Source organism: Reinekea blandensis MED297, from assembly GCF_000153185.1.
GTDB classification, from domain to species: domain Bacteria; phylum Pseudomonadota; class Gammaproteobacteria; order Pseudomonadales; family Natronospirillaceae; genus Reinekea; species Reinekea blandensis.
The window spans coordinates 477,116-490,710 of record NZ_CH724152.1 but is presented as its reverse complement, the minus strand read 5'-3'; the positions used below and the strand labels follow the sequence as shown (position 1 = coordinate 490,710).

Sequence of the window (13,595 nt, the reverse complement as noted above, 5' to 3'; positions counted from 1 at the left end):
GTCCTTTTAGTCAGTTACATCACTCTCGGGTTCTGTACGGAAAACTCCGAACTTACGTGGTCACAACCTGCCCGACAGCGACAAAAAAGGCGCCTAACGCGCCTTTAAATGAGATTGGAATATGCTGTCTATTATGATCAGTTTCAGCTCGCGTGCAAGTCCTGAAGTCGGTTCACTTCCGTCTCTCCGGCAATTTGCATCGCCATCACAGAGGCTTCAGCGCCGGCCAGAGTGGTCGTGTAATAGACCTTATGCTGTAACGCGCCTTTACGGATCTCAGCACTGTCAACCAGCGACTGACGACCGGCGGTGGTGTTCATCACAAACGCCACTTCGTCGTTCTTAATCATATCCACCAGATGCGGACGGCCTTCCTTCACCTTGTTAACCGCCTGCGTCGGCAAGCCGTTTTCGGTGAAATATTTGGCGGTGCCTTTGGTTGCAACGACATCGAATCCCATACGGGCCAGATCGGTCGCCATCGCCAGGGCCGCCACCTTATCACTGTCTTTTACCGAGATAATGACCTTACCTGAGCGCGGCATGGTCGAGCCGGCACCAATCACCGCTTTGGCAAAGGCTTCCGGGAAGGTTTTACCGGTTCCCATCACTTCACCGGTCGATTTCATTTCCGGACTCAGAACCGGGTCGACGCCCGGGAACTTGTTAAACGGCATCACCGCTTCTTTCACGGAATAGAAATGCGGTACCACCTCTTCGGTAAAACCGATGTCCGACAGCTTCTGGCCGGTCATGACCTGCGTTCCGATCTTCGCCAGCGACTGACCAATGGCCTTGGACACGAACGGCACCGTTCGTGAGGCACGCGGGTTGACCTCAATGATGTAGAGTTTCCCGTCCTGCCAGGCCATCTGCACATTCATCAGACCGACGACGTTCAACTCCAGCGCCATCGCCTTCACCTGGTCGCGAATCTGCTGCTGTGCTTCATCCGGCAAACTGTAAGGTGGCAATGAACAGGCTGAATCACCGGAGTGAACACCGGCCTGTTCAATGTGCTGCATGATCGCCCCGATCACGACCTGCTCGCCGTCGCTGACGCAGTCGATATCGACTTCGATGGCGTCGTCCAGGAACCGATCCAGCAATACCGGCGCTTCGTTGGAGACCTGCACCGCTTCGTTCATGTAGCGGTTCAGTTCTTCCTCGCGATACACAATTTCCATGGCCCGGCCACCCAGTACATAGGATGGACGCACCACCAGCGGATAACCGATACGGGCTGCAATTTTAACGGCTTCATCGTGCGAACGAGCGGTGCCATTTTCCGGCTGCAACAGACCCAGCTTATCGACCATGACCTGGAACCGTTCACGGTCTTCGGCACGGTCAATAGCATCCGGACTGGTACCGATAATCGGTGCACCGGCGGCTTCCAGTTCACGAGCCAATTTCAATGGAGTCTGACCGCCGTAGTGCACGATCACGCCTTTGGGCTTTTCCAGCTCAATGATTTCCAGTACGTCTTCTGCAGTCACCGGCTCAAAGTAGAGGCGATCCGACGTGTCATAGTCTGTCGAGACCGTTTCCGGGTTACAGTTGATCATGATCGTCTCAAAACCGTTTTCACGCGCCGACAATGACGCATGTACACAGCAGTAATCGAACTCAATACCCTGACCAATGCGGTTCGGGCCGCCACCGATGACCATGATTTTTTCGCGATCGGTCGGTGCGGCTTCACACTCTTCATCGTAGGAGGAATACATGTAAGCCGTATCCGAGGCAAACTCTGCCGCGCAGGTATCAACGCGCTTGTAAACCGGACGAACGTTCAGCGCCCAGCGCTTTTTACGGAACTCAATTTCGCTGATGCCCAACAGTTTCGCCATGCGTTGATCGGAAAAACCTTTACGCTTCAGTCGACGCATGAAGGCTTCATCGATATCTTTCATCGACGTTTGCGCCAGCGCCGTTTCTTCTCGAATCAGATCTTCGATTTGCACCAGGAACCAACGATCAATATTAGTCAGGCTGAAGACTTCGTCCACGCTCATGCCAGAGCGGAACGCATCCCCGATGTACCAGATACGCTCAGGACCGGCCTCACGCAGTTCACGGAAAATCAGGTCGTGCGCATTGGCGGCTTCTGCATCGACAACCGGATCAAAACCGCTGGCACCGACTTCCAGTCCGCGCAGTGCTTTCTGCAAGGATTCCTGGAAGTTACGGCCAATCGCCATGACTTCCCCGACCGACTTCATCTGCGTGGTCAGACGGTCATTGGCTTGCGGGAATTTCTCGAATGCAAAACGAGGAATCTTAGTGACGACGTAATCGATGCTTGGCTCAAACGAGGCTGGCGTGACACCGCCGGTAATGTCGTTCTGAAGTTCATCGAGGGTATACCCGATGGCCAGTTTGGCGGCGACCTTGGCAATCGGGAAACCGGTTGCTTTTGACGCCAGCGCCGACGAACGCGACACCCGCGGGTTCATTTCAATGATGACCATTCGGCCTGTGTCCGGGTTAATACCGAACTGGACGTTCGAACCACCGGTTTCCACACCAATTTCACGCAATACCGCCAGCGAGGCGTTCCGCATGATCTGATACTCTTTATCGGTCAGCGTTTGCGACGGTGCTACGGTGATGGAGTCACCGGTGTGAATCCCCATTGGGTCGAAGTTTTCGATGGAGCAAACAATGATACAGTTGTCCGCTTTGTCGCGAACCACCTCCATTTCGTATTCTTTCCAGCCGATCAGGCTTTCATCAATGAGCAACTCATTCGTCGGAGACAAATCAAGACCACGACGGCAGATTTCTTCGAACTCATCTTTGTTATAGGCAATACCGCCACCGGAACCACCCATGGTAAAAGACGGACGGATGATCGATGGGAAGCCCAGCTCTTCAGCGATAGCCCAGGCTTCGTCCATGTTGTGCGCAATGCCGGACTTAGGTGTTTCCAGGCCAATCGCCTTCATGGCTTTGTCGAAACGGTCACGGTCTTCCGCTTTGTCGATGGTATCCGCGTTGGCACCGATCATCTCAACACCGTACTTTTTCAGTACGCCGTGTTTTTCCAGATCCAGCGCACAGTTCAGTGCGGTTTGCCCACCCATGGTCGGCAACAGAACATCGGGTTTTTCTTTCGCGATGATCTTCTCGACTTCCTGCCAAACGATCGGTTCGATGTAAGTCGCATCGGCCATGGTCGGATCGGTCATGATGGTTGCCGGATTGGAGTTCACCAGAATCACCCGGTAACCCTCTTCGCGAAGTGCTTTACACGCCTGCGCGCCGGAATAGTCGAATTCACAGGCCTGACCGATCACAATCGGACCGGCCCCTAAAATCAGAATGCTTTGTATGTCAGTACGTTTTGGCATGGTCTCTCACGATGTGCAATTCGTTATACGTTAACAGCCGTTCTCGTGCGCGGGGCTGGCAAGCAACCACCGCGTCTTAGGGTTCTGTCACCCGGACTTACGATTTCCGTTTGTTCATGTTCTCGATAAACTGATCGAACAACGGCGCGCAGTCATGCGGGCCCGGACTCGCCTCAGGATGCCCCTGGAAGCTGAACGCGGCCTTGTCGGTACGTTGAATACCCTGCAATGACTTATCAAAGAGCGACCGGTGAGTCATTTCCAGGTTATCTGGCAACGTGCTTTCATCAAGCGCAAAGCCGTGATTCTGGCTGGTGATCATCACGGTGTTTTCGGCAATCGTTTCGACCGGATGGTTCGCACCGTGATGGCCGAACTTCATTTTCACGGATTTTGCACCGGAGGCCAGACCCAACAGCTGATGCCCCAAACAAATACCAAACACCGGAATATCGGTTGTCAGGATTTCCTGAATCGCGTTGATCGCGTAGTCGCATGGCTCCGGGTCGCCCGGACCATTGGATAAGAAGACGCCGTCCGGGTTCATCGCCAGCACGTCGCTCGCCGGTGTCTGCGCGGGCACCACCGTCAGACGACAACCACGATCGGCCAGCATCCGCAGAATGTTGCGCTTCACCCCATAGTCATAAGCCACGACATGGAAGCGGGAAGTATCCGGCTGCGTATGGCCTTCACCGAGCGCCCAGCTGCCTTCCGTCCATTCGTAAGCCTCTTTGACAGTCACTTCTTTTGCCAGGTCCATGCCTTTCAGACCTGCGAAGGCTTTAGCCTGCGTCAGCGCGTGAGCTTCATCGATGGCATCGCCGGTAATAATGCAGCCGTTCTGCGCACCTTTTTCCCGAAGAATCCGGGTCAGGCGGCGAGTATCGATGTCGGCAATCGCAACGACGTTCCGGGACTTGAGATAATCAGCGAGTGACTGTTCGCTGCGGAAGTTGCTTTCGAGCAATGGCAGATCCCGAATAACCAGGCCAGCGGCCCAGACATTGTCGGATTCTTCGTCTTCGGCGGTAACGCCGGTGTTACCAATGTGCGGGTATGTGAGTGTGACGATCTGGCGGGCATAGGATGGGTCAGTGAGAATTTCCTGATAGCCGGTCATGGCTGTATTGAATACAACCTCACCGACGGTTTCACCAACGGCACCAATGCCGATCCCCTTAAAAATACTTCCGTCTTCGAGCGCGAGTATGGCAGGCGTACTCAAGATCCGTTCCCCTTCGATTGAATGGATATTTGAGAATTTCTGACCCGACAGACAATTTTACTGGCCACTATTCGCAAAAAAGCGAGATGAAGATTCCTCCATCCCGCTTTATTGTCAAAAACCGATCGCCGGTATCGCGACCCGTCATCTTTATTCGATGCGGTCAGTATACGAATTGTCGTTTTGCCGAGCCTTATGGGCGACGTTTGCGGCCCAAAATTTGGCGGATTTTACAGGATTGCGACACATGCCGTCCACCATTAACTCCGCTTTAACCAAATGCGAGCGCTATTTAAACAATTAGACGACCCTTCTCAGTCGGTGAGCCTCGGTTGATTTCGGTGACCGTGACATCAAACGAAGCTAACCTGGCCAAATAGACCACTGATCAAAAACAAGGCCTGACAAAGCAAAATTGACTGGAGCGAACCGCAATTTGATGTCATCATTCGTAGCACATAGTGATACCACAACTGTCTGAACGTCATGTCTCAAACTGCACAACTCGTCGATACCTTAAAAAAGATCCTTCGCGAACGTAAGATCACTTACGCCGATGTTGCCGCTCACCTCGATCTGAGTGAGGCTAACGTGAAGCGCATGTTTTCCAAACGTCATTTTACGCTTGATCGTCTTGAGCAGGTGTGCGCGCTGGCTAATGCGGATCTGAACTATCTGATGACCCGCATGAACGAAGGCTCGTTAATCATTGACGAACTGACACTGGAAGCCGAACAGGAACTGGTGGCGAATGAAAAGCTGCTGATGATGGCCCAGCTACTGATTAACCGCTGGGAGCTCGACGACATTACAACGACCTATGAGTTTGAAGAGCATGAAGTCACGCGATTGCTGGCCAAGCTCGACCGACTGGGGATTATCGAGCTGTTACCCGGCAACCGGGTTCGCAATCTGATATCACGTGATTTCCGATGGATTCACAACGGTCCGGTCTATAAGTACTTCGAAAAGCACGTCGCCGCCGAGTTCTTCAACTGTAAGTTCAACCCCAAAGCAGGTGAGTTACTGATTTTCATGGCGGGCATGCTGACCCGAACGTCGAATGCGCACATGCAGAATCGCATGCGCGGGCTCGCTCGTGAGTTCGATGAACTATGTCGGGAAGACGGCAAACTGCCCATTGATGACACTTACGGTACCGGCCTGGTGCTGGCCATGCGCCCTTGGGAACTCAGTGTGTTTGCGAATTATCGCCGAGCGCCGAATACCAAACGGTTCTGATCCCATAGTCTGTTAACAGGCCTTGAGAACCCACCCGATATCAGACAGTGGTGTCGAGATTAAAGCCGATATCGCGCTGCGGCTGCTGCCGGTAGGCGGCATCCAGCGCTGATTCAATGGCTTCGGAAGTGCGCTGAAAAATCTCGTCAAGACGCTCTTCATTATCCTGAGCAACCTGCTCCGACTTTTCGTTATCTGACTCGCTGGAAGCTTCTGTCTTTTCTTCCGTTTCTTCGTTAATTGCCTGGCGCTCAGCACGCTCTTCTGAGGCCTGCTCAGCTTCCTGACGTTCCATCTGTCGCAATTCAGCTTGGGCTTCCACGGTAATCTGAGTCGCCAGAGCGGCTACTTGTCGATCTTGAGTCGAGGGTTCTGCAGGTGCCAGGGCGGCACGGCGAACCTGTTCAGCCTTATCAAGCGTGGCTTCCGGGTCGTTCGGCACTTTGCTGACGTCGATGGACACTTCACCACCCACGGCGTAGCGTCGACCGTCCGGGCCTTGCCGATACGTCAGTTCCATTGCACCGGCGTACTGACCGCCAACTGATTGATGCGCCTGTTCATGGGCTCGGACTTCCCGATCGCGGGCGGCAAGCTCACGAACAAGTTCAATCTCTTCTTCCAAACGCGCCTGTTCCCGCTGGCTCTCGGCTTCGGACAGGGCTTCACGGGGTTGTGAGGAATCCTGAGAATTATCACGGTTAGATACCTGACGAACGTCAGCTTCTGCTTCTGCTTCTGTTTGGCGAGGGGGTTCCGACCGCTCTTCTGCAACCGGATTGGCTTCACGACTGGCCAGCCGTGCAACCGTCTCGGCCGATTGCTCTGCGGTAGTACGACCGGGCTGTTCACCACTGCCTCTCGACGAGCGTGAACTTTCTTCACTGGCTTCGATGGGTGAAAAGACGGCGGATTCGTTTTGTCGACGCAGGCGTGACTGCTCTGCCGGGTCCGAAGACTGAGCAAAGGTCGGGGTTATCGCATTTGGGAAAACACCGCTCAACGTAGACATGTTGTTAACTCACCTACACCTTGATATCGATGAGAGTGCCAAGCGTTTCGCTCGCGGCTTCAACCACCTTGGCGCTGGCCTGCACCTGTACTTTACCGCTGATCTGTTCCGTCATTGGTGTATACAGTTCTTCAGGCCCACCCTGTTCTGGTGGGATATTCGCTTTCGCGATTTGATCGGCGCTGCGGTTCAGCATGTCGTACCCTCGCTGAATGCCCTGCACGCCTGAATTCATGACCGATCCGACCATTAAACACCCTCATCAATGGTTCCTGCGGAATCGAAACAGACTCCGCCTTGATCATATTTTAATCAAAACTGACAGACTGTCTGTAACAATTTGTAGTTTTTGAGGGGTTATGCTCAAGTTTGACTCAACATGGCCGATTACTCGTTCGGCTGTGCGGAACTCTGCCGGTTCCCGGGACTGGTAAACAAAGCCGGGTTAACCCAGTTCGCATTCGGCTGTTCCCCTTCTTTCACATAAGGATGCACGCCAACCAACGGAGCCCGAATCCGTTGCTGTAACGTCTGAATGTTTTCCTCTAGCCCATTCATGTCGGGTTCAAGGCAATTGGCGATCCAGCCCCGAAGTGTCAGCCCATCGCGTTGAATGGCTTCTGCCGTTAACAACGCGTGATTCAGGCAGCCCAGCTTCATCCCGACCACCAGGACGACTTCCAAGTTAAGCGCCTGAGGAAAACCGGCCAGGGTTTCACGCTGATTCAGCGGCACATACCAACCACCCGCACCTTCAATCAACGTAAAATCAGCTCGCGCCGACATCAGCGCGCCACGGCAATAGCCCGCCAGAGCCTGCAGGGACAATCGTTTACCTTCCCGGTCGGCAGCGATGTGAGGGGCCATGGGTTCGTGCAGCAAAACCGGATTGACCGTGTCATAGGGCATCGCCACGCTGGAAGCACGCATCAGGCAAACAGCGTCCGGATTGCGTTGTTCACCATCAATATCAACCGCGCCTGCAGCTAACGGCTTTAGTCCCACCGTGCTCAGCCCTTGGAGACGTGCCCCGATCAGCAAAGATTCGCTGACCCGCGTCTTACCGACGTCGGTATCGGTTCCGGCAATAAAGAAACGCTGCTTCATACTTTACTCGCAATGATATAAAACACTTCCCAGGTAGCCGGATAGCGACCATCTGGGCGTTTAAACCCGTCATAAGCGGAGAGCATCGGTTTGATCCGATTCGAAGTGCGCTGGCCCTGTCGTCGTTCAACGTGATTAGCCCCAAGCGCTTTCAGCTCCCGCAGAAGTTCCAAAGGCGAATCATAGCGAACTTCAAGGCGCTCTTCGCGCCAGAGTGTCAGCGACAGGTCGGACGCCCAAATCGCGTCCAGCCAGTCCACAGCAGAATGGAACCGATTAACATGATCACCCTCATCCACCAATGCCCAGGCTTGCTTTAATTCATACAGGGTTTTGGGGCCAAGCGTCGCCAGAACCAGATGCCCGCCCGGTGCCAGCGCCGCGGCCATCCTTGAAATAAAGGGGTTTGGTGACGCCAGCCACTGCACCGCCAGACTCGATACGGCCAGATCCAGATGATCGTTGGCGAAAGGGGGCTGCTCCAGATCCGCCAGCATGGTGGTGATCTGCGGTGTTCGCTGTCGCGCCCGGGCCAGCATGGTTTCAGACAAATCCACCCCATACAGGGTTGCTGGTTGATAGTGCCTCTGTAACCACGGCAGACAATAGCCCGTGCCGGTGCCGAGATCCGCGATGATCGGGGCCGAGGGGACGGCCAGGCCCGGCAGCCCGGCTAACATCCGATTGGCGACCGTTCGCTGCAAGTGGGCGAACTGATCATACTGTGCCGCCGCACGACTGAAGCATTGCGCGATGGCCTGTTTATTCATGCGTTTTAATCCACTGAGCAACGGCCTTTGAGTGCGTTCGACACACATCGTGAAATCCCGCGATCCCGGTCACGTTCGCCTGCAACCGGGCCCAACCGGCATGCGCGGATTGATACGGCACCAATGCATCATTCTTACTCAATAACACAGACACCGTAGCCGAGGGACAGCGTTCCGTTAATCGCAGATCGTAAAGCCAGTTCAGTGTTTGGCGATGATCGCCATCGAGGAGGTACGACTCAACATCTTCCGGATGATCAGGATTCACCAGGGCTGAAAACTTACGTCGAGCGGCGTTGGGCGAGCGGGCATAGCGTAGACGAAACCCCTCAGCAACAGGTTCCGACAGACCACCACCACCGTAGAAGCGGGTATTGGCATTCAACACTAACACCGAGGTGACCCGCTCGGAATGCCGTGCCAGTTCAACCGCCAGCATGCCACCGAGCGACCAGCCAATTAGGCGTGTCGACGCTGGCAGTTCGGACACCTGGGCATCCAACCATTCAGCCCAATGACTCTGTGCCCCGGCAAACGATAAACATTGAGGTGGCTTCGAATAGAGCCGCTGCCATAACGGTTGAAAACAGGTCGGCGAACACTGCCAACCGGGCAACCACACGTCGGTCATAACAAAGACTCCAGTGTATTCAGCAAGGTATCAACCTGGGCTTCTGAATGCTGCGCACTGAGGGTAACCCGCAATCGGGCAGTGCCTTCCGGAACCGTTGGTGGTCGTATGGCTGTGACTAAGATACCCCGCGCTTTCAGCGCCTGGCTAAGCTGCATGGCGTGATGAGACTCGCCAATCAGAATGGGTTGAATCGGTGTTTCGGAAGGCATCAATGTCAGACCCAGGGCTTGAATGCCGGCGCGTAGTTTTTGTATCAGCGCGGTCAGATGTGCACGACGGTCATTGCTGTTCCGAACGATCGCCAGAGATGCGCGCGTGGCCGCCGCAACCGCCGGTGGCGACGCCGTGGTATAGATGTAAGAGCGCGCATACTGCAGCAGATAATCTATGGTCAGCTGATCGCCGGCTACGAAGGCACCAGATGTACCAAAGGCTTTACCCAGGGTCCCGATGACCACAGGCACGTCTTCAGTGGTTAACCCAAACTCAGACACCAACCCGGCCCCTTCGGTTCCGAGCACCCCGAAGCCATGCGCATCGTCAACCATCAACCAGGCGTCATGACTTCGACAGACCGAAGCCAAGTCATCCAACGGCGCTTTGTCACCATCCATTGAAAAAACGCCGTCGGTGACCACCAGTTTTTTGCCGGACGCGCGATCGAGTTGCTGAGCCAGATTGTCCGAATCGTTATGGGCATACCGCGAAAACTTCGCGCCACTGAGTCGACCTCCGTCGATCAGTGACGCGTGATTCAAACGGTCCTGAATCACCGTATCATGGCGCGTCAGCAGTGCCTGAATAACACCGATGTTGGCCATGTAGCCGGTGCTGAACACCAGCGCCGCTTCCCGACCACAGAACTCGGCCAGCTCTTGTTCCAGCCGTTCATGTTCATGGTGATGTCCGTCGATCAGATGCGAGGCGCCGGCACCCACGCCGTAGCGTTCAACTGCTTGCGACATGGCCTGTGCGATTCGATCATCGCCGGCCAGCCCGAGGTAATCGTTACTGCAAAACGACAATAATGGTTTGCCGTCGATGATTGGTGTCACCGATTGTGCGGATTGCAACTCAACCCGCTGGCGGAGCAAGCCGTCGCGATGACGCGCGGCCAGAACGGCTGACATATCAGAAAACTGTTTCATGAAGTCACTACCGGCACATCGTGCCGGCCTTGTTCGATTTACTCAGAGGGTCGCGTCGTAAAACTTATGGTTGTTTCGCTTAGGACAGGTCGCCGGGTCGAAGACTTCCACCTGAGTGTCGGCATCAAAGGTTCGGTTTTCCGGGTTGATGCCCAACTTCGTGAACAACTCACGATCTCGGTTCGCTTCCGGGTTTGCCGTCGTTAACAGTTTTTCGCCGTAAAAAATCGAGTTGGCACCGGCAAAGAACGCCATCGCCTGCATTTCCTCGCTCATCTCCTCGCGCCCGGCACTCAGGCGAACATGGGAGGTCGGCATCATGATTCGCGCGACGGCAATCGCCCGGATAAAGTCGATAGGGTCCAGATCTTCATTTTCAGCAAACGGTGTCCCTTCAACTTTCACCAACATGTTCACTGGCACCGATTCCGGGTGTGGGTTCATGTTGGCCAACTGAATAAACAATCCGGCCCGGTCTTCAACTCCCTCGCCCATACCCAGAATCCCACCGGAACAGATCTTCATCCCGGCATCGCGGACATTCTGCAGTGTTTCCAGACGATCGCCATACGTTCGAGTGGTAATGATTTCGCCGTAGTACTCCGGCGAGGTATCGAGGTTGTGGTTGTAATAATCCAAGCCGGCGTCGGCCAGCTTTGCGGCCTGTTCGCCTTCGAGCATCCCCAGTGTCATACAGGTTTCCAGACCCAGGTCTTTGACACTGCGAACCATCTCCAGAATGGCGGGAAAATCTTTCTCAGTGGGTGAGCGATAAGCCGCCCCCATGCAGAAACGCGAAGCGCCAGCCGCTTTCGCCGCCTTAGCCTGATCGATCACCTTCTGCACTTCCATCAGCTTTTCTTTTTCCAGTCCGGTATTGTAATGGCCGGACTGAGGGCAGTACTTGCAATCTTCCGGGCAGGCACCGGTCTTGATCGACAATAGGGTGCTGACCTGAACTTCATTCGGATCGAAATAAGCCCGGTGCACCGTCGCCGCCTGAAACAGCAGGTCATTGAAAGGCCGTTCAAACAATTGCACGACTTCTGCCGTGGTCCAATCGTGGCGCAGTTTCGGTTCAGTTGACGCGTTCATTGCAGTACCCTGAGAACTATGTGCCCGCGATGGTAACGGCACCTCGACCTTTGTCAATTGAATGGAACTCAATGACTTTACATATGGCCAAATTATAACCAGCTACTCGAGATTCACGGATGACCCTTGGCACGCTCTTTAATCTTCGCTGCCCCGGTTGCGACCAAGCCCAACCTCATGGCCATTTGTGCCCGGTCTGCTCTCAGTTCCTGTCCGACCTTGGGCAACGTTGTGCCTTGTGTGCCGAACCGTTGCAAACGACGGGTCTGTGTGGCCATTGTTTGCAATCGGCACCCGACTGGGACGCATTACATATTCCCTGGCGATTTGATGGTCTGACCCGGTTTCTGATTCACCGCTACAAGTACCAACGCGACCGGGCGGCGGGTCACGCACTGCTGCGTCAATGGCATCCACCTGTCCATCAGCACACCCCTCAGGCGCTGTTGGCTGTACCTATGCATCATCGCAAACAAGCCCGTTCCGGGTTCAATCATGCAGATGACATGGTTCAGTTTTTATCGAAGTCTCAACAACTCCCGATCTATCGTGACATGACCCGACAACGCTCAACCCGCCCTTTGGAAGGGCTCAATAAAGCGGAGCGCAAGCGTGAGTTGAAAGACTGCTTTATTCTTAAAAGCCCACCACCAGAGCGGGTTGCAATCATTGATGATGTCATGACGACCGGCTCGACCGTGGCTGAAATTACCCGGACATTGAAACGACACGGCACCAGGTTCGTCACCGTCTGGGCATTGGCACGAACACCATTGAGTGGTTCATCCTGACTTGGCTGATGACACAGTGATCGGTCACCAGAGCCAAAGATCGATTGCTCTTTTTGAACTACACCATCCATTGTCGGCTGCTTTGATATTGGAAACGGTTCCAAATATGATAACGCCACGATAACAACGTCTTTAAGGTTTGGAGCCAGCACAGATGAGCACGATTAAACAGGTCGCAAGTCAAGCCGGGGTCGCCCAATCGACGGTCTCCCGGGTGCTGAATGGCGGCAGTGTCTCCAAACGCACACAAGAACGGGTTCTGCACGCGATAGAGACGTTGAACTTCAAACCCAACACGCTGGCACGTTCATTAGCGACCAACCGCACCGGAACCTTTGGCATGGTGGTCGGTGATCTGGCCGGGCCGTTTTTTGGCTCGCTCATGCAGGAGGCTGAAGCCGTCATTCGTCAGCACGACAAACTGCTGATCATTGCCCGGGGCAACAGCCGCGCGACCGGCGAACGGGAAGCGATTGAGTACCTGCGGGAAAAGCGCTGTGACGTGCTTCTGTTGCAAGTCGATGAGCTCACCGATGCAGAGCTCATTGCGCTGTCCAAAGACATCCCGATTGTCGTCATGAACCGCCACATTCCCGAGTTAGCGGGACAATGTGTGTACCTGGACAATCAACTCGGCGCTGAGTTGGCGACATCGCTGTTAATTGAACGAGGCCATCGACACATTGCTCACCTCTCCGGGCCAATGACCCGAAGGGACTCGCAACAGCGAGTCGCCGGCTTTCACGCCGCCCTGGCTCGCCAACCACATCCGCTGGAGCCCGCGGCCATCGTTGAAGGTGACTACCAGGTTGAAGGCGGCTATGCCGCGACCTGTAAGCTGCTTGCCGATGGCGTTCGATTTTCTGCCCTGTTCAGCGCCAACGACAATATGGCCATTGGTGCCATCGAAGCGTTACGGGAACATAATCTTCGCGTACCGGATGATGTCTCAGTCATCGGCTTTGACGATGTTTTCTTTGCCCGCCACCTGACCCCGAAACTCACCACCATCGAGTACCCGGTCGCCGAACTTGGCCGGATTGCAGCCGAACGCGCACTTAAACTGATGGACGGTACTCTCGAACCGACCGGCCTCGCTCCGTTGGCGCCACGATTGATCACCCGGGAAAGCGTTATTAATCACCAAGACGCTGACGACACTCACATTTAAGAATAATACCGGCTGGGAGGTCGCTGCTGTTATGAAATGAA

Annotated in this window: 12 protein-coding genes; 3 read left to right on the top strand and 9 right to left on the bottom strand. The window is 54.7% G+C overall.

The genetic code is table 11. The annotated features are described in order from the left end of the window. Positions 1–143: 143 nt before the first annotated feature. Both carB and carA read right to left on the bottom strand, forming a co-directional pair. Complete coding sequence (gene carB / locus MED297_RS13855) at positions 144–3,356, bottom strand: carbamoyl-phosphate synthase large subunit (RefSeq protein WP_008045941.1); 3,213 nt, start codon at positions 3,354–3,356, stop codon at positions 144–146. A gap of 97 nt (positions 3,357–3,453) precedes the next feature. Next, on the bottom strand, positions 3,454–4,584 hold the full coding sequence (gene carA / locus MED297_RS13850; protein ID WP_008045940.1) for a glutamine-hydrolyzing carbamoyl-phosphate synthase small subunit: 1,131 nt from the start codon (positions 4,582–4,584) through the stop codon (positions 3,454–3,456). A gap of 486 nt (positions 4,585–5,070) precedes the next feature. Here carA and MED297_RS13845 point away from each other — a divergent pair, with 486 nt between their 5' ends. Then, positions 5,071–5,826 (top strand): helix-turn-helix domain-containing protein, encoded by a 756-nt coding sequence (locus MED297_RS13845; RefSeq protein WP_008045938.1) that lies wholly within the window; start codon positions 5,071–5,073, stop codon positions 5,824–5,826. Positions 5,827–5,866: 40 nt separating this feature from the next. Here MED297_RS13845 and MED297_RS21430 read toward each other — a convergent pair whose 3' ends face one another. The 7 genes from MED297_RS21430 to bioB all read right to left on the bottom strand — a co-directional run bounded on the left by MED297_RS21430 (position 5,867) and on the right by bioB (position 11,592). Next, positions 5,867–6,838 carry a putative metalloprotease CJM1_0395 family protein gene (locus MED297_RS21430; protein ID WP_008045936.1) on the bottom strand — a complete coding sequence of 324 codons (972 nt, stop codon included), beginning with the start codon at positions 6,836–6,838 and terminating at the stop codon, positions 5,867–5,869. Positions 6,839–6,851: 13 nt separating this feature from the next. Beyond that, positions 6,852–7,073 carry a flagellar biosynthesis protein FlgE gene (locus tag MED297_RS13835; protein ID WP_202594549.1) on the bottom strand — a complete coding sequence of 74 codons (222 nt, stop codon included), beginning with the start codon at positions 7,071–7,073 and terminating at the stop codon, positions 6,852–6,854. A 152-nt stretch (positions 7,074–7,225) separates the two neighbouring features. Continuing rightward, positions 7,226–7,945, bottom strand: a complete 720-nt coding sequence (gene bioD / locus MED297_RS13830) for a dethiobiotin synthase (RefSeq protein ID WP_008045932.1) — start codon at positions 7,943–7,945, stop codon at positions 7,226–7,228. Next, positions 7,942–8,715, bottom strand: a complete 774-nt coding sequence (gene bioC, locus MED297_RS13825) for a malonyl-ACP O-methyltransferase BioC (protein ID WP_008045929.1) — start codon at positions 8,713–8,715, stop codon at positions 7,942–7,944. Before bioC ends, bioD begins: the two co-directional genes overlap by 4 nt. Next, positions 8,708–9,346 (bottom strand): alpha/beta fold hydrolase, encoded by a 639-nt coding sequence (locus tag MED297_RS22130; protein ID WP_008045927.1) that lies wholly within the window; start codon positions 9,344–9,346, stop codon positions 8,708–8,710. The genes bioC and MED297_RS22130 overlap by 8 nt, the downstream gene beginning before the upstream one ends. Continuing rightward, positions 9,343–10,497 (bottom strand): 8-amino-7-oxononanoate synthase, encoded by a 1,155-nt coding sequence (bioF, locus tag MED297_RS13815; RefSeq protein ID WP_008045925.1) that lies wholly within the window; start codon positions 10,495–10,497, stop codon positions 9,343–9,345. The genes MED297_RS22130 and bioF overlap by 4 nt, the downstream gene beginning before the upstream one ends. A 42-nt stretch (positions 10,498–10,539) precedes the next feature. Next, complete coding sequence (gene bioB, locus MED297_RS13810) at positions 10,540–11,592, bottom strand: biotin synthase BioB (RefSeq protein ID WP_008045923.1); 1,053 nt, start codon at positions 11,590–11,592, stop codon at positions 10,540–10,542. 119 nt (positions 11,593–11,711) lie between these two features. On the opposite strand from bioB, the gene MED297_RS13805 reads away from it, so the two are divergent. Together MED297_RS13805 and MED297_RS13800 are read left to right on the top strand one after the other, a co-directional pair. Then, positions 11,712–12,383: a ComF family protein gene (locus MED297_RS13805; RefSeq protein WP_154650946.1), complete on the top strand. Its 672-nt coding sequence runs from the start codon at positions 11,712–11,714 to the stop codon at positions 12,381–12,383. A gap of 154 nt (positions 12,384–12,537) precedes the next feature. Then, complete coding sequence (locus tag MED297_RS13800) at positions 12,538–13,554, top strand: LacI family DNA-binding transcriptional regulator (RefSeq protein ID WP_008045919.1); 1,017 nt, start codon at positions 12,538–12,540, stop codon at positions 13,552–13,554. Positions 13,555–13,595 lie beyond the last annotated feature (41 nt).